Genomic DNA, 22,174 nt, shown 5'->3' with positions numbered 1-22,174 from the left:
ATTGATAATTGTTCTAAACTGCTCTCTTTTTATTATAAACGTCATGTTTTTATGACACACTGCTTTGAAGATTGTCACAAATTTACGTACCAAATGCTTAACTAAATCTAATATTACTACTCACTTAGTACTCACTAGTAATATTTAGCGTTAAAAAAAGCTGGCTACATATATTGATATTACTAAAAACATTAGTATCAATAAATTATAATACATTAACCCTTGCTAATATATCTTGACGGTATTTTTTACCAATAGGAATAGTTATATCATATAACTTTAATGATGTATAACTCACTTGGTCTAAATACGTTGTATTAACTATATAACTTCTATGTGAACGAATAAAGCTATAATTAAGCTTTTCTAGTATATCATTTAAACTACCACGAACAACATACTTTTTTTTGTCTTTTAATATAATTTCAACATAAATATGCGCGCTTTTTATGTATAAAATATCTTTAAAGGCTAGTTTGTAGAATACTCCTTTTTCTTTAATAAATAAGGCTTCTTTAATAATTAGATTATCACTATTTAATTGTCCGATTTTTTGTGAAAAATTATATAAAGCAATTTCAATAGAAGTATACAATTCGTTCTTTGAAAATGGTTTTACCAAATAAGCCGAAGGCATTACTGTTTTAGCTTTATTTAAAGTTATTACATCTGCATTTGATGTTAAAAATATAAATGGGAACTTATACTCTTTTTTAATAGTATTAGCTAAATCTATTCCAGTTTTATTACCCGAAAGTTCTATGTCTAAAATTGCTATATCTGGAATTTCATTTTCAATTACTTCAATAGCTTCTGTATAACTAATAGCTGGTTCGAAAGCATCGTAACCCAATTCTCTTAATGTTTCACATATACTATCTGCAATTATAATTTCATCTTCAACAACTAAAATTTTTACTTTATCCATGTATTAATATTTACCAGCTAATCAATAAGTTTTCTAGAAAATGCATCTTTAAAAACGATTTTATAATGTGCTCCATTTTCATTTTTAAAAGTTAATTTTCCTTGTAATTGTTTTGTCAAACGATTTACTAAATATAAACCTAAGCTTTTGTTATTCTTTATTTTAGCTTCATTAGATATTCCTACACCATTGTCTACAATTTCTAAAATATAATCTTCTTCTGTCTCTTTTCTAATTTCTATTTTTAAATCTCCTTCATTTTCTAAAAACGCATGTTTATAAGCATTAGTAATAAGCTCATTAATTATCAAACCTAAAGGAATTGCGGTATCTACATCGAAAAAGATATTACTAACTTTTATATTGGTTCTTATTTTCTTTTTAGGTGCATAAATGGTTGCCAACTCATTTACCAGATTAAAAACATAATCCTCAAAATCTATTAATCCGTTTTCATTTTGATATAGCTTTTGATGAATTAAGGCCATTGATTTAATTCTAACTTTACCATCATTAACTAATTCTATAGCTTTTTTATCTTCTATACCTTTAGATTGTAATTCCAACAAACTAGAAACTATTTGAAAATTATTTTTAACTCTATGGTGCACCTCTTTTACAAGTAATTCTTTCTCTTTTAAGTTAATCTCTATTTGCTTATTTTTCAGCTTTAACAAATTAGATTGCGTTCTTTTTTTTAATAGAAAAAAGAGTGTTATAATTAATAAAGCAACAGTAAGTGAGGCAATAATTACATATAAATTGGTTCTTTCTTCTTGGTATTTAAGCTCTGCTTCTTTATCTCTTACAGCTTGTTTCGTACTAAAAGACACTAACGACTTAGACAAATCTTGCGAATATATTTCTCTTAATAAACTTAATGCTTTGTTTTTAAATTGAAACGCTTCATTTGTATATCCTTTTTTAAATAATGTGTTGGCAGATTCGTTTACAAGGTGACAATAATCATTAGGATTTAATTTGCCTTTGCCTAATTCATTAATTTTTGAGCAAAATTCTAGTAGTGTATTGACTTTAAATTCTTTTAAAACACTTTGATAATCTTTTGAATCATTTTCTAAAGTCCCTAAAAACTTCGCATATAAAGAATAGCTTTGATATAATCCTTCTTGGGTAGAAGACATCTCTTGAAGTAATTTTTTTACTCTCTCATTATAACCTCCTTTGTAAATATACGCATCTAATAAATTAATTAGTATTTTTTGATAATAGTGTGTATGATTAGCTATACTATTCTCAGTTTCCAAACATTCTTCACTTGTTTTAATATAAGCATCTAAGTTTCCTTCGATGATGTAGAAATCACACAAATGGTATAAAAATGCTATAATTAATTCTTTATCATCAAGCTCTCTTGCTATCTCAAGGTTTTTTAAGCATAAACTCTTACCATTCTCTAGATCAAATTGTATTTCAAAAAGTACTAGTTTATGTGTATCTGCCCATAACCTTGCTTTTACTACATCTTCTTTTTCTTTTTTAAATCTATTTATATAATTTAAAAGCTTTTCATGTTCAAAATTAGCATCCTCAACAGTTTCTCTATCTCTTAGCTCATAAATTTGAAACCATTTTAACTTAACATAATCCAGATTAATATCTTTAGTATTTATGGGCTCTTTTACATATTTATTAATGAAGTTTGATATATAATGGAATTCGATATCGAATTGCTTACTTGCATTTACAATGAACGAATACCATTGATTATATGTAATTGGATTTTCAAGTGCAATATTTTTTAATAAGCTATTGTAGTCAGTTATCTTAGATAAGCTAATGTAATAGCTTGCAGAGTCAAGTTCTTCCTCTATTATAAGTTTTTCAATACGTTTTGTATAATCATTTACAGAAGTTTTTGTGCTTGTATCGAATTGTGAAAAACAAGTATTACTACATATAAAAAAGATTAATGCAGTGAGTAGATTTTTAATCATTTATTATTGGATATTTACTATCGTAAATATAGAAATCCATTTTAACAAAAACATTTTTTTAATAATCACTTTTATGGCTATTAACCCTATATTTGACACTTTTTAGAACATTATGAGTTTTATAGAGGAAATTAATAGGCGAAGAACCTTTGGTATTATTTCGCATCCAGATGCAGGTAAAACAACACTAACAGAAAAACTGCTTTTGTTTGGTGGTGCTATACAAGAAGCTGGTGCTGTAAAAAGTAATAAAATAAAAAAGGGAGCCACCAGTGATTTTATGGAAATTGAACGTCAACGTGGAATTTCTGTAGCAACTTCTGTTTTAGCATTTGAATATAACGGTATAAAAATTAATATTCTTGATACTCCTGGACATAAGGATTTTGCCGAAGACACTTTTAGAACCCTTACTGCCGTTGATAGTGTTATTGTAGTTATTGATGTTGCCAAAGGGGTTGAGGAGCAAACTGAAAAGCTTGTTGAAGTTTGTAGAATGCGAAACATTCCTATGATTGTGTTTATTAACAAACTAGATCGTGAAGGTAAAGATGCGTTTGATTTATTAGATGAAGTTGAACAAAAACTAGGTCTAAAAGTCACACCTTTAAGTTTCCCAATAGGTATGGGTTATGACTTTAAGGGTATTTATAATCTTTGGGAAAAGAATGTAAACCTATTTAGTGGTGATAGTCGAAAAAATATTGAAGAAACCATCGAGATTTCAGATTTAGCTTCGGAAGAACTCACAAAATTAGTTGGTGAAAAAGCAGCACAAACATTAAGAGATGAAATCGAATTGGTTGAAGGCATTTATCCAAAATTCGATAAAACAGATTATCTAAATGGCGATTTACAGCCTGTGTTCTTTGGTTCTGCTCTAAACAATTTTGGTGTTCGTGAGTTATTGGATTGCTTCGTAGAAATAGCTCCAAAACCAAGACCAAAACAAAGTGAAGAACGATTAGTAAAACCTGAAGAGAAAAAATTTACTGGCTTTGTTTTTAAGATTCATGCAAATATGGATCCAAACCATAGAAACCGTCTAGCATTTATTAAAATTGTTTCTGGTACTTTTGAAAGAAATAAGCCTTACCTACATGTGAGGCACAACAAAAAGGTGAAATTTTCAAGTCCTAATGCTTTTTTTGCAGAAAAAAAAGAAATTGTGGACATATCATATCCAGGCGATATTGTTGGATTACAGGACACAGGAACATTTAAAATTGGAGATACATTAACCGAAGGCGAAGTTTTAAATTATAAAGGTGTCCCTAGTTTCTCCCCAGAACATTTTAGATATATAAACAATGCAGACCCAATGAAAGCAAAACAGCTTTATAAAGGTATTGACCAATTGATGGATGAAGGCGTTGCACAGTTATTTACACTTGATTTAAATGGGAGAAAAGTAATTGGAACTGTTGGTGCACTACAATATGAAGTCATTCAATATAGGTTGGAACACGAATATGGAGCTAAGTGTACTTATGAAAATTTAAATGTACATAAGGCGTGTTGGGTTGAACCAGAAGACAAAAATAATGAAGAGTTTAAAGAATTTATACGTGTAAAACAACGTTTTTTGGCGAAAGACAAACAAAATCAACTCGTATTTCTAGCTGATTCTATGTTTTCTTTACAAATGACTCAGCAAAAATATCCTAGTATTAAATTCCATTTAACTTCTGAATACAACTAATAATTAATGAATATATAGTGTGTATGTTTCTAACGAAGCTATAATTCGATTTAATAAAAAAGTAGTATTTATTTGTTTTTAATCGTAATTATCGTACATTTAAACGATGATTTAAAGATTTAGCATTAGTGATTATATATTTAAAATAGATTCATAACCCCAAACATGAACTACTTATGGAAACTCAAGATAACATCTTCAGTAATGAAGATATTACAGTAACCTTTGAACCTTGCAAGTGTATTCATGCTGAAAAGTGTGCTAAAGAATTATCTCAAGTTTTTAGAACTTCTGTAATTCCATGGATTAATTTAGAAGGTACAGAACCACAAAAGATTATTGAACAAATAAAAAAGTGCCCTTCTGGAGCTCTGCAATACTCTTTAAATACTATTAAAAGAAAAGTAAGCTAAACAAAAAAATAAAGATAAAAAAAGCCCTTTGTGAATCACAAAGGGCTTTTTTTATGCTTGTCCTGTTGGCCCAAAATTTAATGGCATTGGAGGTTGCTCATAATCTTTTATCTCTCCATGTGCATTCTCAAATCGTTTAACATTTTCATTTAAAGCTTTTACTAAACGCTTCGCATGTTGCGGTGTTAAAATAATTCTTGATTTTACTTTACTTTTTGGGATTCCAGGCATAATACTTACAAAGTCAAGAACAAATTCAGAAACTGAATGATTGATTATTGCTAAATTAGAGTATATTCCTTCAGCAATTTTCTCATCCAATTCTATATTAATTTGACCTTGTTTTGGTTTATTTTTATTTTCTGCCATAATAATAAATTTAAAAAAATTCCCGCAAGAGCGGGAATTTTATATTTAGTTATAATTTAGCTCTTGTTTAGCTTGCATCATTTCGTCAAACTCTTCTTTAGAACCAACGATAATATTCTCGTAATGTCTAAGTCCAGTACCCGCTGGAATCTTATGTCCAACAATTACGTTTTCTTTAAGTCCTTCAAGCGTATCTATTTTACCATTAACGGCTGCTTCGTTTAAAACTTTAGTTGTTTCTTGGAAGGAAGCTGCAGAGATAAATGATTTTGTTTGAAGCGAAGCTCTTGTAATTCCTTGAAGAATAGGAGTTGCTGTTGCTGGATTCGCATCACGAGCTACAACTAAGTTCTTATCTTCACGACGTAACAATGAGTTTTCATCTCTTAACTCTCTAGACGTAATAATTTGTCCAGCTTTTAGGTTTTCAGAATCTCCTGCCTCTTCTACTACTTTCTTTCCAAAAATCTCGTCATTTTCTTCAATAAAATCAGACTTATGTACTAATTGATCTTCTAAGAAGATAGTATCACCAGAATCTTGAATTCTAACCTTACGCATCATTTGCCTTACAACAACTTCAAAGTGCTTATCATTAATTTTCACACCTTGTAAACGATATACTTCTTGTACTTCATTAACTAAGTATTGTTGCACTGCAGAAGGACCTTTAATATTTAAAATATCGTTAGGTGTAATTGAACCATCAGATAATGGCATACCAGCTTTAACAAAATCATTTTCTTGAACAAGAATTTGATTTGAAAGTTTCACTAAGTATTTCTTAATATCTCCTAGTTTAGATTCAACTATAATCTCACGGTTACCTCTCTTAATTTTACCAAAAGAAACTACACCATCTATTTCACTAACTACAGCTGGGTTAGATGGATTACGCGCTTCGAATAGCTCTGTTACACGAGGTAGACCTCCGGTAATATCTCCAGATTTTGCAGACTTACGAGGAATCTTAACTAAAATTTTACCTAAGTTAATCTTTTCACCATCATCAATCATCAAGTGAGCACCAACTGGCAAGTTATAAGAACGTATTGTTTCTCCTTTACTATCATTAATATGTAGTGTTGGAATTAACTTCTTATTTCTTGATTCAGAAATTACTTTTTCTTGGAAACCAGTTTGCTCATCAATTTCAACTTGGTACGTTACCCCTTGCTCAATGTTTTCGTAAGCTACTTTTCCAGAGAATTCTGAAATAATCACACCGTTATAAGGATCCCACTGACAAACAACATCATTAGCTTTCAACTTCTGACCATTCTTTATAAAGATTGTAGATCCGTAAGGAATATTATTGGTACTTAAAGTAATACCCGTTTTCTCATCAATTAACTTGATCTCAGACGTTCTAGAAATTACTACATCAATTTCATTTCCTTCACTATCTTCACTCTTTACAGTTTTAAGATCTTCAATTTCAGCTATACCATTAAACTTCACAGCCAATTTATTCTCTTCAGAAATATTACCCGCTATACCTCCAACGTGGAATGTACGAAGCGTTAACTGTGTTCCAGGTTCTCCAATAGATTGTGCTGCAACAACACCAACTGCCTCACCACGCTGTACCATTTTACCAGTAGCAAGGTTACGACCGTAACATTTAGTACAGATTCCCTTCTTAGCTTCGCAAGTTAATGGTGAACGTACTTCTACTGCATCTACAGGTGAATTTTCGATTTTCTTAGCAATGTCGTCATAAATATGACCTCCAGCTTCAACCAAAAGTTCATCGGTTAGTGGGTCATAAACATCATATAATGAGGTACGACCTACTATTCTATCTTCTAAACTCTCAACAACTTCTTCGTTTTTCTTTAATGGTTCTACATTAATACCTCTTAACGTAGCACAATCTTCTTCATTTACAATAACATCTTGAGATACATCAACCAAACGACGTGTTAAATAACCAGCATCGGCAGTTTTAAGTGCGGTATCGGCAAGACCTTTACGTGCACCGTGAGTAGAAATAAAGTATTCTAAAATTGAAAGTCCTTCCTTAAAGTTAGAAAGAATTGGATTTTCAATAATTTCACCTCCTCCTGCGTTAGATTTTTTAGGTTTTGCCATCAATCCACGCATTCCTGTAAGCTGACGAATTTGTTCTTTAGATCCACGAGCTCCAGAATCAAGCATCATAAATACTGAGTTAAACCCTTGTTGGTCTTCACGAATACGTTTCATTGATAACTCTGTCAATTCAGCATTTGTAGACGTCCAAATATCAATAACTTGGTTATAACGTTCATTATTCGTTATAAGTCCCATGTTATAGTTAGCTCTAATACCTTCTACTTCCTTGTTAGCAGCATCAATCATAGTATGCTTCTCTGGTGGAATAATAATATCCCCTAAACTAAACGATAATCCACCTTGGAATGCAAACTTATACCCTAAGGTTTTAATTTCATCTAAGAACGCAGCCGTTTCAGGCACACTAGTTGCTTTTAAAATATCACCAATAATATCTCTAAGAGATTTTTTAGTTAATACTTCATTAATATATCCAGCTACTTCAGGAACTTTATCGTTAAATAATACACGTCCAACAGTAGTTTCAACAATTTGATTTACTAACTCACCTGCTTCATTGAAGTCTTTAGTTCTAACTTTGATAGCAGCATTAAGATCAGCTTTATTTTCATTGTAAGCAATAACAACCTCTTCTGGAGAATAGAATGTTAATCCTTCACCAATAACCTTTACATCTTCTGTCGATTTACGCAACTTAGTCATATAATATAGACCAAGTACCATATCTTGAGAAGGTACCGTTACAGGAGAACCATTTGCAGGGTTCAAGATATTATGAGATGCCAACATTAAAAGTTGAGCTTCAAGAATAGCCTCAGGTCCTAACGGTAAATGTACAGCCATTTGGTCACCATCGAAATCGGCATTAAATGCAGTACATACTAATGGATGTAACTGGATTGCTTTACCTTCGATAAGCTTTGGTTGAAATGCTTGTATTCCAAGTCTGTGAAGTGTAGGAGCACGATTTAAAAGTACTGGATGTCCTTTTAAAACATTCTCTAAAATATCCCAAACTACAGGTTCTTTTTTATCTATAATTTTCTTTGCAGACTTTACAGTTTTTACAATTCCTCTTTCAATTAATTTTCTAATTACAAAAGGCTTATATAACTCAGCTGCCATATTTTTTGGCAATCCACATTCAAATAATTTTAATTCTGGTCCAACAACAATTACTGAACGTGCAGAATAATCCACACGCTTACCAAGTAAGTTTTGACGGAAACGACCTTGCTTACCTTTTAATGAATCTGATAAAGATTTTAAAGGTCTATTTGAATCGGTTTTAACTGCTGATGATTTACGCGTGTTATCAAATAATGAATCTACAGATTCTTGCAACATACGCTTTTCATTACGCAAAATAACCTCTGGTGCTTTAATCTCAACAAGTCTCTTAAGACGATTGTTACGAATAATAACACGACGATATAAATCATTTAAATCAGACGTTGCAAAACGACCACCATCAAGAGGCACTAAAGGACGTAATTCTGGTGGAATTACTGGAACAGCCTTCATAATCATCCATTCAGGGTGATTTTCTCTATTCTCGTTAGCTTCTCTAAATGCTTCAACAACTTGAAGACGTTTTAAGGCTTCTGTTTTACGTTGTTTAGACGTTTCAGTATTCGCTTTATGACGTAATTCGAATGATAATGAATCTAAATCAATTCGTGATAATAGTTCAATTAAACATTCAGCTCCCATTTTAGCAATGAACTTTTCTGGGTCGTTATCATCTAAATATTGATTTTCTTTTGGAAGTGTTTCAAGAATATTTAAGTATTCTTCTTCCGTTAAGAAATCCATTTTTTGAACAGGCTCACCTTCAGCATTTTTAGCATTTCCTGGTTGGATTACTACATAACGCTCGTAATAGATAATCATGTCTAATTTCTTAGATGGTAATCCAAGTAAATACCCAATTTTGTTAGGCAGCGAACGGAAGTACCAAATGTGTGCTACTGGAACAACAAGGTTAATGTGGCCTACACGGTCACGACGTACTTTCTTTTCGGTTACTTCTACCCCACAACGGTCACAAACAATACCTTTGTAGCGTATACGCTTATACTTACCACAAGCACATTCGTAGTCCTTTACAGGTCCAAAAATACGCTCACAGAATAAACCATCACGTTCTGGTTTATGTGTTCTATAGTTAATAGTTTCTGGTTTTAAAACTTCTCCACGAGAGGCAGCCAAAATTGACTCTGGAGATGCTAAACCAATTGAGATTTTATTAAATCTCTGTACTGTATTCTTATCTTGCTTTCTTGCCATAATATATGGTTATGATAATGAATTAATTACTCTTCTAATCTTATGTCTAGTCCAAGACCTTTCAATTCGTGCATTAATACGTTGAAAGATTCTGGTAGTCCAGGTTCTGGCATTGGTTCTCCTTTTACGATTGCTTCGTAAGTTTTTGCTCTACCAATTACATCATCAGATTTTACTGTTAAGATTTCTCTTAATGTTGCCGATGCACCATAAGCTTCAAGTGCCCAAACTTCCATTTCTCCAAAACGCTGACCACCAAATTGTGCTTTACCACCAAGAGGTTGTTGTGTAATTAATGAATATGGTCCAATTGAACGTGCATGCATCTTATCGTCTACCATATGTCCTAGTTTTAACATATAGATAACACCAACTGTTGCTGGTTGATCAAAACGAGATCCTGTACCTCCATCATATAGATAAGTATGACCATATCTTGGAATTCCAGCTTCGTCTGTGAATCCATTAATCTGATCAATTGTAGCACCATCAAAAATTGGTGTAGCGTACTTACGATCTAATTTTTGTCCTGCCCATCCTAATACTGTTTCATAAATCTGACCAATATTCATACGAGAAGGTACACCAAGTGGATTCAATACGATATCAACAGGCGTTCCATCTTCTAAGAAAGGCATATCTTCTTGACGAACAATACGAGCAACAATACCTTTGTTACCGTGACGTCCTGCCATTTTATCTCCAACTTTCAGTTTACGTTTTTTAGCAATATAAACTTTAGCTAATTTTATAATACCTGCTGGCAATTCATCACCAACTGAGATTGTAAACTTCTCACGTCTTAAAGATCCTTGAAGATCATTTTCTTTAATTTTATAGTTGTGAATTAAATCTGCAACTAATTTATTAGTCTGTTCATCTGTGGTCCACTTTCCTGATACTAAATGTGCATAATCATCTACAGCATTTAACATTTTTAAAGTAAACTTCTTTCCTTTAGGGAAAACCTCTTCACCTAAATCATTAAATACACCCTGAGCAGTTTTTCCAGCAACTATAGCAAAAAGTTTTTCAATTAAAACTTCTATTAAGTCATCAAACTTTTTGTCGTAAACAGCTTCTAGTTGAGAAATATCTTCTTTATCTTGAGCTCTTTTACGCTTATCTTTAATTGCTCTTGCAAACAATTTCTTATCAATTACAACACCATGTAAAGAAGGTGAAGCTTTTAAGGATGCGTCTTTTACATCTCCAGCTTTATCTCCAAAAATAGCACGTAATAATTTTTCTTCAGGAGTAGGATCACTTTCTCCTTTTGGAGTAATTTTACCAATTAAGATATCTCCTGGTTTAATTTCGGCACCAACACGAATCATTCCATGCTCATCAAGGTCTTTCGTAGCCTCTTCTGAAACATTAGGAATATCGTTAGTTAACTCTTCATTACCAAGCTTTGTATCTCTTACTTCTAAAGAATATTCATCTATATGAATAGATGTAAATACATCTTCTCTAACAACTTTTTCGGAAATTACAATTGCATCCTCAAAATTATATCCTTTCCAAGGCATGAAGGCAACTTTCATGTTTCTACCTAAAGCTAATTCTCCTTTTTGGGTTGCGTAACCTTCACACAATACTTGTCCTTTAGTTACTTTATCTCCTTTTTTAACAATTGCTTTTAAATTAACAGATGTTCCTTGGTTTGTTTTTCTAAACTTAGTTAAAGGATATGTTACCGTATCTGTATCGAAACTTACCATGGCTTCTTCTTCAGTACGGTTATATTTAATAACTATTTCGTTAGCATCTACATACTCTACAACTCCTTCTCCTTGGGCATTAATTAATACTCTTGAATCTGAAGCTACTTGACGCTCTAATCCTGTTCCAACAATAGGAGCTTGAGGACGTAATAATGGTACCGCTTGACGCATCATGTTTGATCCCATCAACGCACGGTTTGCATCATCATGCTCTAAGAATGGAATTAACGATGCCGAGATAGATGAAATTTGGTTTGGCGCAACATCTGTATAATGAATAGATGTTGGATCTACCACAGGGAAATCACCTTCTTGACGTGCAATAATTTGATCGTGTAGGATTTTTCCTTTGTCATCAACTTTAACGGTAGCCTGAGCTATTAGTTTTTCTTCTTCTTCTTCAGCACTTAAGTAAACTGGTGTTCCTTTAATATCAACTACTCCATTTTCAACTGACCTATAAGGTGTTTCAATGAATCCCATTGAATTTACTTTTGCATAAACCGAAAGCGAAGAAATTAAACCAATGTTTGGTCCTTCTGGCGTTTCGATAGGACATAAACGTCCGTAGTGTGTATAGTGAACATCACGAACCTCAAATCCCGCTCTTTCACGAGATAAACCTCCAGGTCCTAAAGCTGATAAACGACGCTTATGCGTAATCTCTGCTAATGGATTGGTTTGGTCCATAAACTGAGATAGCTGGTTGGTTCCAAAAAATGAGTTAATTACAGACGACAAGGTCTTTGCATTAATCAAATCTATTGGCGTAAACACCTCATTATCACGAACATTCATACGTTCACGAATAGTACGTGCCATACGCGCTAAACCAACACCAAATTGAGAAGATAACTGCTCACCTACTGTACGTACACGACGGTTAGATAAGTGATCAATATCATCAATCTCTGCTTTTGAGTTAATTAATTCAATTAAGTATTTTATGATAGTAATAATATCTTCTTTGGTAAGCACTTGCTTATCCATTCCAATATCTAACTGTAATTTTTTATTCATTCTATAACGACCAACTTCACCTAAGTTATAACGTTGATCACTAAAGAATAGCTTGTCAATAATACCACGAGCTGTTTCCTCATCTGGCGGCTCAGCATTACGTAATTGACGGTAAATGTGTTCTACTGCTTCTTTTTCAGAGTTAGTAGGGTCTTTTTGAAGTGTGTTATGGATAATTGCGTAATCACCAGATTGTCCATCTTCTTTGTGTAAAAGAATAGTTTTCACACCAGCTTCAAGAATTTCTTCTACATTGTCCTTATCTAATATAGTATCACGATCAAGAACAATTTCATTTCTTTCTATTGATACTACTTCTCCTGTATCTTCATCAACAAAATCTTCATGCCATGTATTAAGCACACGTGCAGCAAGTTTGCGATTGATTACTTTTTTAAGTCCCGATTTAGAAACTTTCACTTCTTCAGCTAGATCAAATATTTCAAGAATATCTTTATCTCTTTCAAATCCAATAGCACGGAATAGTGTAGTTACAGGTAATTTTTTCTTTCTATCGATATACGCATACATGACACTATTAATGTCTGTAGCAAATTCAATCCAAGAACCTTTGAAAGGAATTACTCTTGCCGAATATAATTTAGTTCCATTAGCATGGAAAGATTGCCCAAAGAATACACCTGGAGATCTATGTAATTGAGATACAACAACACGTTCTGCCCCATTGATACAAAATGTACCACTAGGTGTCATATATGGAATTGTACCTAAATACACATCTTGAACAATAGTTTCGAAATCTTCATGTTCAGGATCTGTACAGTATAATTTAAGTCTTGCTTTAAGCGGAACACTATAAGTAAGTCCTCTTTCAATACATTCTTCTATGGTGTATCTTGGTGGATCAATAAAATAATCCAAAAATTCCAAGACAAATTGATTACGAGTATCTGTAATCGGGAAGTTTTCCATGAAGGTGTTATATAACCCTTCATCACCTCTTTCTTCTGATTTTGTTTCTAACTGGAAAAAATCCTGGAAGGATTTAATCTGAATATCCAGAAAATCAGGGTATTCGGTTCTATTTACAATAGACGAGAAATTTAATCTTTCAGCTTTAGTTGCTAACATCGACGGACGAAATTTTGATTAAAAAATAATTTTACGTGTACATAACGTTTATATACACAAAAGGGTCTAGGTCGTAGAGACACCTCTCCAGACCTAAACCATATTTTGTAGGTTAGTTAAGCTTACTTAAGCTCAACCTCTGCTCCAGCTTCTTCTAGAGAAGACTTAAGGCCTTCAGCTTCATCTTTAGAAACTCCTTCTTTGATAGCGCTAGGTGCATTATCAACTAATTCTTTAGCTTCTTTTAATCCTAAACCAGTTAATTCTTTAACTAATTTTACAACTGCTAATTTAGAACCACCAGCTGCTTTAAGAATTACATCAAACTCTGTTTGCGCTTCACCAGCATCATCACCACCAGCTCCAGGGCCAGCAGCTACAGCAACTGCAGCAGCAGCAGGTTCGATACCATATTCATCTTTTAATATTCCAGCTAATTCGTTAACCTCTTTTACTGTTAAGTTTACTAACTGTTCTGCGAAATCTTTTAAATCTGCCATTTTTCTATCGTTTTAATAATTTTGTAATTTAATTTATTTTGTAAAAAGTGCGTACATTTTAAACTATCCCTCTTTTTGAGATAGTGTTTTTAAGATACCTGATAATTTACCACCACTAGACTGAAGCGCTGAAACAACGTTCTTAGCTGGAGATTGTAATAATCCAATAATATCTCCAATAAGTTCTTCTCTAGATTTGATATCTACCAACATATCTAATTGGTCGTCACCTAAGTAAATTGCTTCTTCAATAAAAGCTCCTTTTAATAAAGGCTTATCTGATTTTTTTCTAAAAGCTTTAATTACTTTTGCTGGTGCGTTTCCTGTCTCAGAATACATAACCGAAGTATTACCCTTTAATATAGAAGGTAATTCTCCAAATTCTCTATCTGAAGCCATCATTGCTTTTTCAAGCAAGGTATTCTTTACAACTGCCAACTTAACGTTTGCTTTAAAGCAAGCACGACGTAAGTTTGAAGTAGTTCCTGCATCTAATCCAGAAATATCAGCCAAATAAATATTTGCGTTTTCGGATAATTGAGCAGTTAACTCTTCAATTACTTGTGATTTTTCTTCTCTTGTCATAATAAAAAGTTTTACTGCTTAACCTATTTTTGGATCAATTGCAACACTAGGACTCATTGTACTTGACATAAAAATGCTTTTTACGTAAGTTCCTTTTGCCGCAGTTGGTTTGAGTTTCATTAATGTTGTAAGTAACTCTTGTGCATTACCTGCAATTTTATCAGCACTAAATGATGCTTTACCAATTGCTGCATGAACAATACCAGTTTTATCAACTTTAAAGTCAATTTTACCAGCTTTCACTTCACCAACAGCTTTAGCAACATCCATAGTTACTGTACCTGTTTTTGGATTAGGCATTAAGCCACGAGGACCTAATACTCGTCCTAAAGGACCTAATTTACCCATAACGCTAGGCATAGTAATAATTACATCAACGTCTGTCCAACCACCTTTAATTTTTTCAAGGTATTCATCCAAACCAACATAATCAGCACCAGCTTCTTTAGCTTCTGCTTCTTTGTCTGGAGTTACTAATGCTAAAACTTTAACATCTTTACCAGTACCGTGTGGAAGAGATACTACACCTCTTACCATTTGGTTAGCTTTTCTAGGATCTACCCCTAAACGAACAGCTAAATCTACTGATGCATCAAACTTTGCATTGGTAATTTCTTTTATTAATACTGATGCCTCGTTTAGAGAATAAAATCTTCCTTTCTCTATTTTAGCAACAGCTTCTTTTTGTTTTTTTGTTAATCTTGCCATTTTAAAATCTTTTTAGGTTAATTAGGTGCTTCACCACCTTTAACAGTTATACCCATAGATCTTGCAGTTCCCGCAACCATTTTCATTGCTGATTCAATTGTAAATGCATTTAAATCTACCATCTTGTCTTCAGCAATAGTTTTAACTTGATCCCAAGAAACTTTAGCTACTTTTTTTCGGTTTGGTTCTCCTGAACCTTTTTTCACCTTGGCCGCTTCTAATAATTGTACTGCAGCTGGAGGAGTCTTGATTACAAAATCAAATGATTTGTCTTTGTAAACAGAGATAACAACCGGTAATACTTTACCAGGCTTATCTTGAGTTCTTGCATTAAATTGTTTACAGAACTCCATTATGTTAACTCCAGCAGCACCTAAAGCGGGTCCAACCGGTGGCGATGGATTCGCAGCACCTCCCCGAACTTGTAACTTAACTACTTTACCTAATTCTTTTGCCATTTTTAATAATTTAGTTTCATATGTCTCTTAAAGTTGGAAGCTCAAGAACATACATATATAGTGTAACAATTATTATACTTTTTCAACTTGCATATAGCTTAACTCTAATGGTGTTTTTCTTCCAAAAATCTTTACCATTACTTCTAGCTTACGCTTTTCTTCATTTATATTTTCAATAGTACCATCAAATCCATTAAATGGACCATCAATTACTTTTACTGTTTCTCCTTTTGTAAAAGGAATCGCAACATTAGAATCTGCTTCAACAGATAACTCATCTACCTTACCTAACATTCTGTTTACTTCAGATTGTCTTAATGGTACAGGGTCACCTCCTTTTGTTTCTCCCAAAAACCCAATTACATTAGTAATGGATTTAATGATATGCGGAATCTCACCACTTAGGTTTGCCTGAATCATAATATAGCCTGGAAAAAAAACTTTTTCCTTATGGACTTTTTTTCCATTACGTATTTGAATCACTCTCTCGGTTGGCACCAAAACTTGATCAACAAAATCACTTAAACCTAATCTAGCAATTTCGTTTTCAATGTAGTTTTTGATTTTGTTTTCTTGACCGCTTACAGCCCTTACAACGTACCATTTTTTCTCAACACTCTCAGACATTCTCAAAATGTTTTTAAATCCAATTAAAATACGCCTTTATAACTCTGCTAAAAACTGTATCTACTCCCCAAATAGCCAGTGAAAAAATAATAGAAAACACAGCAACTAATACTGTTAAACTTTGTGCTTCTGACCAAGGAGTCCAGCTTACATTATTTTTAAGCTCTCCAAAAGATTCTTTTATATAATTTACTATTCCTGCCATTTGTTTTTATTTTTTGCACGGGTTGAGAGACTCGAACTCCCGACACCTGGTTTTGGAGACCAGTGCTCTACCAACTGAGCTAAACCCGTAAATATAAGTCAAGGTATTCCGAAAAAATCGGAATACCTTAACTTAATATTTATTAACTTAAATTAGTCTAAAATCTCAGTAACCTGACCAGCTCCAACTGTTCTACCACCTTCACGGATAGCGAAACGTAAACCTACGTTCATTGCAATTGGCTGGTGTAAATCAACAGTAATTGTTAAGTTATCTCCAGGCATTACCATTTCAACTCCATCAGGTAAATTAATATTTCCTGTTACATCAGTTGTACGTACGTAGAACTGTGGACGGTAGTTATTATGGAATGGAGTATGACGTCCACCTTCTTCTTTTTTAAGGATATAAACCTCAGCTTTAAACTTAGCATGTGGAGTTACAGAACCTGTTTTACAGATTACCATTCCTCTTCGGATATCCGTTTTTTCAATACCTCTTAATAAGATACCAACGTTATCTCCAGCTTCACCTCTATCTAATATCTTACGGAACATTTCAACTCCTGTAATAGTAGATGTTAATTTTTCAGCTCCCATACCAATAATATCAACAGGATCTCCAGTATTAGCAACACCTGTTTCAATACGACCAGTTGCAACTGTACCACGACCAGTAATAGAGAATACATCTTCTATAGGCATTAAGAAAGGCTTATCAACATCTCTAGTTGGTAATTCAATCCAGTTATCTACAGCTTCCATCAATTCCATAACTGTATCAACCCATTTTTGCTCACCATTTAAAGCTCCTAAAGCAGAACCTGAAATTACAGGACCGTTGTCACCGTCATATTCATAGAAGTTTAATAAATCTCTAACTTCCATATCTACTAATTCTAAAAGCTCTTCATCATCCACCATATCAACTTTGTTTAAGAAAACAACAATACGAGGAATTCCTACCTGACGTCCTAAAAGGATATGCTCACGAGTTTGTGGCATTGGACCATCAGTAGCAGCAACTACTAATATAGCTCCATCCATTTGAGCAGCACCAGTTACCATGTTCTTTACATAATCCGCGTGACCTGGACAGTCTACGTGCGCATAGTGACGATTAGCTGTTGAATACTCAACGTGTGATGTATTAATTGTAATACCTCTTTCTTTTTCTTCAGGAGCGTTATCGATCGAATCGAATGCTCTCGCTTCAGATAATCCTGCGTTAGCTAATACAGATGTAATAGCTGCAGTTAAAGTTGTTTTTCCGTGATCAACGTGCCCAATTGTACCTATATTTAAGTGCGGTTTGGAACGATCGAAAGTTTCCTTTGCCATGATTTAAAATTTAATCTTAGTTATATAATAATATTAGTGTTCAAAATTTTTAAATCTTTATAAGAGCCAATGACGGGATTTGAACCCGTGACCTCTTCCTTACCAAGGAAACGCTCTACCCCTGAGCTACACCGGCCAAAAAAAAATTAGAGCGGGAGACCGGGTTCGAACCGGCGACATTCAGCTTGGAAGGCTGACGCTCTACCAACTGAGCTACTCCCGCAATTTTTTTTAAATCCTTTAAAATGTGGGGAGAGCAGGATTCGAACCTGCGAAGACGTAGTCAGCAGATTTACAGTCTGCCCTCGTTGGCCGCTTGAGTATCTCCCCAATTATAAAAAATCATCAGTCTTTAAAAGAACTTGAGCCGATGGAGGGACTCGAACCCACGACCTGCTGATTACAAATCAGCTGCTCTAGCCAGCTGAGCTACATCGGCTTATTTTGTTGTTTTTAACGCAACAAAAAGTCCGCTATTTCTAACGGACTGCAAATGTATATATATTTTTTTTGTTTCAAAACATTTTTTGAGAAATTTTCTCTATAAATATGTTCTTAGTTTTTCTTTTCTCTTTTTTAGCTGTCTTTCTAAGGATGCAACTGCCATATCTGCACCTTCTTCAAAGCTTTTACATTGTTTTTTCACAACAAAACTATCTCCTGGTACATGTACTTTAGCTTCAAATATTTTATTTTGTTTATTACTAGTGTTTTCTACTTTCAGAAACACATCGGATTTAATGACTTTGTCATAATACAATTCTAACTTGTCCATTCGCTTTTGAATAAAGTCTATTAATTTTTGGTCTGCATTAAAGTTAACTGATTGCGTATTTACTTTCATCTTTTACTTTTTTTAGTTAGACAATATTTTAGTGTTTATTTATTTCTTGGATGTGATTTAGCATATACTTTTTTAAGTTCGGCAATACTATTATGAGTATACACTTGGGTAGCAGCTAAACTGGAATGCCCAAGTAATTCTTTAACAGCATTTAAATCGGCACCTTGATTTAGTAAGTGAGTTGCAAATGAATGCCTTAATATATGTGGACTCTTTTTTACTTTAGTTGATGCCTTACTAAAATAGTTATTTATTATTCTGTAAACAAGAGTTTCGTAAATTTTATGACCCTTTTTGGTTAGAAATAAGGTTTCTTTATCTACAATCTTTTCTAATCTATTTCTATTACTTATATATACTTTAATTGTATCCAATACAGATTCTAATAACGGTAAATAGCGTTCCTTATTTCTCTTTCCTAAAACTTTAAGTGTTTTATTTGCATTATCAACATCTTTTAACTGTAGTTGCACTAACTCGATACGTCTAATTCCAGTAGAGTAAAATAATTCGATTATCAACTTATCTCTTACTCCTTCAAAAGAATTATCAAAATTAAACTCATCTAATACCATATTCACTTCTTCTTGCGAAAAAGGAATTTGAATTTTTTTACTAACCTTAAGTGCTTTATGTTTAGATAAAGGGTTTACTTTTATTTCTTCTGTTTTTAGTAGAAATTTATAATAAGTGTTTAGTGAAGATACTTTTCTGTTTACAGTTCTGTTTTCTAAACCTGAATCTACTAAACTAATAATCCAATTTCTAATTTGTGAGTAGTTAGCTTTATCAATACTTACTTGATTAAAACATTCTTGATTGAATTTTGTAAAGTCACTTAAATCCTTCGCATAAGCATTTACTGTATGCTTGGAGTATTTCTTTTCTAATAATAGGTAATCTTTAAAAGATGATAAGGACATTGATATGTATTAGGCTTTTAAAAATACAAAACTTAAAAATGGTTGCGCTTCTTTTTTGAATAAAAAAATCCCACAATTTTCATTGTGGGATTTTTATGTATTTGTTTATATAAGTTTAAACTTCTTCTGCATCTCTTAATCTTTGGATGTATTGCGCTTTTTGAATTTGAGCTCTACGCGCTACCGAAGGTTTTGTAAACTGCTTACGTGTTTGTAACATTCTTTTCGTTCCAGTTTTATCAAACTTTCTCTTAAAACGCTTTAGCGCTCTATCTATATTTTCTCCTTCTTTAATTGGTATTATTAACATAGTGTCTTAACCTCCTCTCTTTTAGAATTTTGGTTTGCAAATATATAATTTATTATAAAATTACAAACGCAATTATATTTTATTTTAAAATATTTCTAGCGATTACCAATTTTTGAATTTCGGTTGTGCCTTCTCCAATAGTACATAACTTAGAGTCTCTATAAAATTTTTCCACAGGAAACTCTTTTGTGTATCCGTAGCCTCCATGAATTTGAACAGCATCATTAGCTACTTTTACACATACTTCACTTGCATACATTTTTGCCATGGCGCCAATGGTTGTCATACGTTCGCCTGCATTTTTTTTAGATGCAGCTTTATGAAGTAATAACTCTGATGCTTCAATTTCGGTAGCCATATCAGCCAATTTAAATGAAATACCTTGAAAGCTTGATATAGGTTTACCAAATTGATGACGCTCTTTAGAATATTTTAAGGATGCTTCATAGGCGCCTTTCGCTATCCCCAAAGACAAAGCTCCAATTGATATTCGTCCACCATCCAATACTTTTAATGATTGAATAAATCCTTCGCCTTCTTCTCCTAACATATTATCTTTATGTATACGACAATTATCAAACACTAGTTCTGCTGTTTCACTTGCACGCATTCCTAATTTATCTTCTTTCTTACCCGAAGTAAATCCTGGTGTACCTTTTTCTATCACAAAAGCAGACATGCCACGAGAATCACCTTTATCTCCTGTTCTTGCTATTACAACAGCAACATCTCCACTTTTTCCATGAGTAATAAAATTCTTTGCTCCATTAAGTACATAATAATCTCCATCTTTAATAGCTGTAGTATTCATTCCTCCAGCATCACTTCCTGTATTATGCTCAGTTAATCCCCAAGCTCCAATCCATTCGGCTGATGTTAGTTTAGGTAACCATTTTTGTTTTTGGATTTCGTTTCCAAAATAATAAATGTGTCCTGTACAAAGCGAATTATGAGCTGCTACTGATAATCCTATTGAAGGGTCGACTTTTGAAATTTCTTCTATAATGGCAATATATTCATGGTAGCCAAGTCCTGAACCTCCATATTTTTCATCTACAAAAATACCCATAAAGCCCATTTGTCCAGCTCTTTTAAAAAGTTCAACAGGGAAAATTTGAGCTTCATCCCACTCCATGATATTGGGTCTAATATATTGTTCTGAAAAATCTTTAGCTGAAGCTGCAATTAGTAATTGCTCTTCACTATAATTAAAATTCATAGCTATGTAATTGGTACGTATTAATTGAGGGTCAAATATAATTTAATTATCTCAATTTTATCGACTGGAAAGCCTTTTACTTTGGTTAAGTCATCCAAAGATTTGAAACCTTCTCTTAAGATCCGTTGGTCTAAAATTTCGTAAGCAATCTCGTAGTCTATATGCTGAATAGTCACAAGCTGTTCAATAGACGTAGAGTTTAACCTAATTTTTTTTATTTGTCTTGGTGTTTTTACTGTAAACTCGTTTAACAACCTTTCCATTACTTCAAGTGATATTCCGTAAACATCTTGTAACTGGACATCATCAATAAAACCACCTTCGAACTTATTTCTAAACTTAATAATTCTATCTGATAATTTTTCTCCAATCCCATTAATTCCCTGTAATTGTTTTGCTGTTGCTGTGTTTAAATCTATTTTTTGTATAAATGTTTTAGGCGTGTCATTTTGATATTTAAAGCTAGCTTTTGGTTTAGGGTTTGTAACCCATTCTGGGAATTTAAAATATGGGGATATAGCATTTAATAAAGAATCGGAAACTTTTGTAACCTCTTGAAATTGCTTTGTGGAATTTACCCATTTGTTCTGTTCTCGAAATTTTAATAGCCTATCTATTTCTTCTGGCAACATTCCTAATGTGTATCCTTTATAATCAGTAATGTAATTTGGGTTGAATGGAAATATTTTTGATTGCTGTGCTTCTATTTCAACTAAACGCAACGAGTCTATTTCGTTTTGAAATACTATTAATTCATCTTTATTAATTGGGATATCTTTTGAAGAAAAGTCTACAAAATAGTATAGACTTTGCATAATTAAGATGATTAATAACAATAAAAAAATCCCACTTCGTTGTCCTTTTGTGAACTTGAAATGGGATTTCTTCATAATATATAT

The 22,174-nt window shown here is 32.9% G+C and carries 19 protein-coding genes and 5 tRNA genes; 2 read left to right on the top strand and 22 right to left on the bottom strand.

What is annotated here, in order from left to right; translation table 11 throughout:
* Positions 1–205: 205 nt before the first annotated feature.
* Positions 206–928, bottom strand: a complete 723-nt coding sequence (locus ABGB03_RS02895) for a response regulator (protein WP_347924677.1) — start codon at positions 926–928, stop codon at positions 206–208.
* A 17-nt stretch (positions 929–945) separates the two neighbouring features.
* Positions 946–2,886: a sensor histidine kinase gene (locus ABGB03_RS02890; protein ID WP_347924675.1), complete on the bottom strand. Its 1,941-nt coding sequence runs from the start codon at positions 2,884–2,886 to the stop codon at positions 946–948.
* Positions 2,887–2,998: 112 nt separating this feature from the next.
* On the opposite strand from ABGB03_RS02890, the gene ABGB03_RS02885 reads away from it, so the two are divergent.
* Together ABGB03_RS02885 and ABGB03_RS02880 are read left to right on the top strand one after the other, a co-directional pair.
* Entirely contained in the window at positions 2,999–4,588 is a 1,590-nt protein-coding gene (locus ABGB03_RS02885) for a peptide chain release factor 3 (RefSeq protein WP_347924674.1), read from the top strand.
* 176 nt (positions 4,589–4,764) lie between these two features.
* Positions 4,765–5,001 (top strand): (4Fe-4S)-binding protein, encoded by a 237-nt coding sequence (locus tag ABGB03_RS02880; protein WP_347924672.1) that lies wholly within the window; start codon positions 4,765–4,767, stop codon positions 4,999–5,001.
* A gap of 51 nt (positions 5,002–5,052) precedes the next feature.
* On the opposite strand, the gene ABGB03_RS02875 is transcribed toward ABGB03_RS02880, so the two are convergent.
* The 20 genes from ABGB03_RS02875 to ABGB03_RS02780 all read right to left on the bottom strand — a co-directional run bounded on the left by ABGB03_RS02875 (position 5,053) and on the right by ABGB03_RS02780 (position 22,165).
* Positions 5,053–5,370 carry a DUF3467 domain-containing protein gene (locus tag ABGB03_RS02875; protein WP_347924671.1) on the bottom strand — a complete coding sequence of 106 codons (318 nt, stop codon included), beginning with the start codon at positions 5,368–5,370 and terminating at the stop codon, positions 5,053–5,055.
* Between the two features lie 45 nt (positions 5,371–5,415).
* A complete protein-coding gene (rpoC, locus tag ABGB03_RS02870) occupies positions 5,416–9,717 on the bottom strand; it encodes a DNA-directed RNA polymerase subunit beta' (protein ID WP_347924670.1) in 4,302 nt (1,433 codons plus the stop codon).
* A 26-nt stretch (positions 9,718–9,743) separates the two neighbouring features.
* Positions 9,744–13,556 carry a DNA-directed RNA polymerase subunit beta gene (gene rpoB, locus ABGB03_RS02865; RefSeq protein ID WP_347924668.1) on the bottom strand — a complete coding sequence of 1,271 codons (3,813 nt, stop codon included), beginning with the start codon at positions 13,554–13,556 and terminating at the stop codon, positions 9,744–9,746.
* A gap of 122 nt (positions 13,557–13,678) precedes the next feature.
* Positions 13,679–14,056: a 50S ribosomal protein L7/L12 gene (rplL, locus tag ABGB03_RS02860; RefSeq protein ID WP_347924667.1), complete on the bottom strand. Its 378-nt coding sequence runs from the start codon at positions 14,054–14,056 to the stop codon at positions 13,679–13,681.
* Between the two features lie 63 nt (positions 14,057–14,119).
* Positions 14,120–14,641 (bottom strand): 50S ribosomal protein L10, encoded by a 522-nt coding sequence (gene rplJ / locus ABGB03_RS02855; protein WP_347924665.1) that lies wholly within the window; start codon positions 14,639–14,641, stop codon positions 14,120–14,122.
* Between the two features lie 18 nt (positions 14,642–14,659).
* Positions 14,660–15,349, bottom strand: a complete 690-nt coding sequence (gene rplA, locus ABGB03_RS02850) for a 50S ribosomal protein L1 (RefSeq protein WP_347924663.1) — start codon at positions 15,347–15,349, stop codon at positions 14,660–14,662.
* 17 nt (positions 15,350–15,366) lie between these two features.
* Complete coding sequence (rplK, locus tag ABGB03_RS02845) at positions 15,367–15,807, bottom strand: 50S ribosomal protein L11 (protein ID WP_167769957.1); 441 nt, start codon at positions 15,805–15,807, stop codon at positions 15,367–15,369.
* Positions 15,808–15,879: 72 nt separating this feature from the next.
* On the bottom strand, positions 15,880–16,434 hold the full coding sequence (gene nusG / locus ABGB03_RS02840; protein WP_347924662.1) for a transcription termination/antitermination protein NusG: 555 nt from the start codon (positions 16,432–16,434) through the stop codon (positions 15,880–15,882).
* A gap of 13 nt (positions 16,435–16,447) precedes the next feature.
* On the bottom strand, positions 16,448–16,639 hold the full coding sequence (gene secE, locus ABGB03_RS02835; protein WP_167769959.1) for a preprotein translocase subunit SecE: 192 nt from the start codon (positions 16,637–16,639) through the stop codon (positions 16,448–16,450).
* Between the two features lie 16 nt (positions 16,640–16,655).
* A tRNA-Trp gene (locus ABGB03_RS02830) sits at positions 16,656–16,728 on the bottom strand.
* Positions 16,729–16,791: 63 nt separating this feature from the next.
* Positions 16,792–17,979 carry an elongation factor Tu gene (tuf, locus tag ABGB03_RS02825; protein ID WP_347924660.1) on the bottom strand — a complete coding sequence of 396 codons (1,188 nt, stop codon included), beginning with the start codon at positions 17,977–17,979 and terminating at the stop codon, positions 16,792–16,794.
* A 64-nt stretch (positions 17,980–18,043) separates the two neighbouring features.
* Positions 18,044–18,115, bottom strand: a tRNA-Thr gene (locus tag ABGB03_RS02820).
* A gap of 14 nt (positions 18,116–18,129) precedes the next feature.
* Positions 18,130–18,202 (bottom strand) — tRNA-Gly (locus tag ABGB03_RS02815).
* A 25-nt stretch (positions 18,203–18,227) separates the two neighbouring features.
* A tRNA-Tyr gene (locus ABGB03_RS02810) sits at positions 18,228–18,309 on the bottom strand.
* A gap of 35 nt (positions 18,310–18,344) precedes the next feature.
* Positions 18,345–18,418 (bottom strand) — tRNA-Thr (locus ABGB03_RS02805).
* Positions 18,419–18,520: 102 nt separating this feature from the next.
* Entirely contained in the window at positions 18,521–18,823 is a 303-nt protein-coding gene (raiA, locus tag ABGB03_RS02800) for a ribosome-associated translation inhibitor RaiA (protein WP_347924658.1), read from the bottom strand.
* A gap of 35 nt (positions 18,824–18,858) precedes the next feature.
* Positions 18,859–19,746, bottom strand: coding sequence for a tyrosine-type recombinase/integrase (locus ABGB03_RS02795; RefSeq protein ID WP_347924656.1), 888 nt, complete (start codon positions 19,744–19,746; stop codon positions 18,859–18,861).
* Positions 19,747–19,861: 115 nt separating this feature from the next.
* A complete protein-coding gene (gene rpsU / locus ABGB03_RS02790; protein WP_347924654.1) occupies positions 19,862–20,056 on the bottom strand; it encodes a 30S ribosomal protein S21 in 195 nt (64 codons plus the stop codon).
* 79 nt (positions 20,057–20,135) lie between these two features.
* Positions 20,136–21,275, bottom strand: coding sequence for an acyl-CoA dehydrogenase family protein (locus ABGB03_RS02785; RefSeq protein WP_347924653.1), 1,140 nt, complete (start codon positions 21,273–21,275; stop codon positions 20,136–20,138).
* A gap of 20 nt (positions 21,276–21,295) precedes the next feature.
* The gene (locus ABGB03_RS02780) at positions 21,296–22,165 is read right to left on the bottom strand and encodes a helix-hairpin-helix domain-containing protein (protein ID WP_347924652.1); all 870 of its coding nucleotides are present in this window, start codon (positions 22,163–22,165) and stop codon (positions 21,296–21,298) included.
* Between the last annotated feature and the right edge of the window lie 9 nt (positions 22,166–22,174).

The sequence above is a fragment of the Pontimicrobium sp. SW4 genome (assembly GCF_039954625.1).
Classification (GTDB): Bacteria; Bacteroidota; Bacteroidia; order Flavobacteriales; family Flavobacteriaceae; genus Pontimicrobium.
Note: the sequence above shows the minus strand (reverse complement) of the source record. Positions and strands in the feature narration are given on the sequence as shown.

Excerpts from the sequence above, each read along its gene's own strand:
- ABGB03_RS02885 (WP_347924674.1), top strand. The coding sequence starts at position 2,999 with ATGAGTTTTATAGAGGAAATTAATAGGCGAAGAACCTTTGGTATTATT.
- rplJ (WP_347924665.1), bottom strand. The coding sequence starts at position 14,641 with ATGACAAGAGAAGAAAAATCACAAGTAATTGAAGAGTTAACTGCTCAA.
- secE (WP_167769959.1), bottom strand. The coding sequence starts at position 16,639 with ATGGCAGGAATAGTAAATTATATAAAAGAATCTTTTGGAGAGCTTAAA.
- rplK (WP_167769957.1), bottom strand. The coding sequence starts at position 15,807 with ATGGCAAAAGAATTAGGTAAAGTAGTTAAGTTACAAGTTCGGGGAGGT.
- ABGB03_RS02780 (WP_347924652.1), bottom strand. The coding sequence starts at position 22,165 with ATGAAGAAATCCCATTTCAAGTTCACAAAAGGACAACGAAGTGGGATT.
- rplA (WP_347924663.1), bottom strand. The coding sequence starts at position 15,349 with ATGGCAAGATTAACAAAAAAACAAAAAGAAGCTGTTGCTAAAATAGAG.
- ABGB03_RS02875 (WP_347924671.1), bottom strand. The coding sequence starts at position 5,370 with ATGGCAGAAAATAAAAATAAACCAAAACAAGGTCAAATTAATATAGAA.
- rpoB (WP_347924668.1), bottom strand. The coding sequence starts at position 13,556 with ATGTTAGCAACTAAAGCTGAAAGATTAAATTTCTCGTCTATTGTAAAT.
- tuf (WP_347924660.1), bottom strand. The coding sequence starts at position 17,979 with ATGGCAAAGGAAACTTTCGATCGTTCCAAACCGCACTTAAATATAGGT.
- ABGB03_RS02880 (WP_347924672.1), top strand. The coding sequence starts at position 4,765 with ATGGAAACTCAAGATAACATCTTCAGTAATGAAGATATTACAGTAACC.
- rpsU (WP_347924654.1), bottom strand. The coding sequence starts at position 20,056 with ATGTTAATAATACCAATTAAAGAAGGAGAAAATATAGATAGAGCGCTA.
- rplL (WP_347924667.1), bottom strand. The coding sequence starts at position 14,056 with ATGGCAGATTTAAAAGATTTCGCAGAACAGTTAGTAAACTTAACAGTA.
- nusG (WP_347924662.1), bottom strand. The coding sequence starts at position 16,434 with ATGTCTGAGAGTGTTGAGAAAAAATGGTACGTTGTAAGGGCTGTAAGC.
- ABGB03_RS02785 (WP_347924653.1), bottom strand. The coding sequence starts at position 21,275 with ATGAATTTTAATTATAGTGAAGAGCAATTACTAATTGCAGCTTCAGCT.
- ABGB03_RS02890 (WP_347924675.1), bottom strand. The coding sequence starts at position 2,886 with ATGATTAAAAATCTACTCACTGCATTAATCTTTTTTATATGTAGTAAT.
- ABGB03_RS02895 (WP_347924677.1), bottom strand. The coding sequence starts at position 928 with ATGGATAAAGTAAAAATTTTAGTTGTTGAAGATGAAATTATAATTGCA.
- rpoC (WP_347924670.1), bottom strand. The coding sequence starts at position 9,717 with ATGGCAAGAAAGCAAGATAAGAATACAGTACAGAGATTTAATAAAATC.
- raiA (WP_347924658.1), bottom strand. The coding sequence starts at position 18,823 with ATGAAAGTAAATACGCAATCAGTTAACTTTAATGCAGACCAAAAATTA.
- ABGB03_RS02795 (WP_347924656.1), bottom strand. The coding sequence starts at position 19,746 with ATGTCCTTATCATCTTTTAAAGATTACCTATTATTAGAAAAGAAATAC.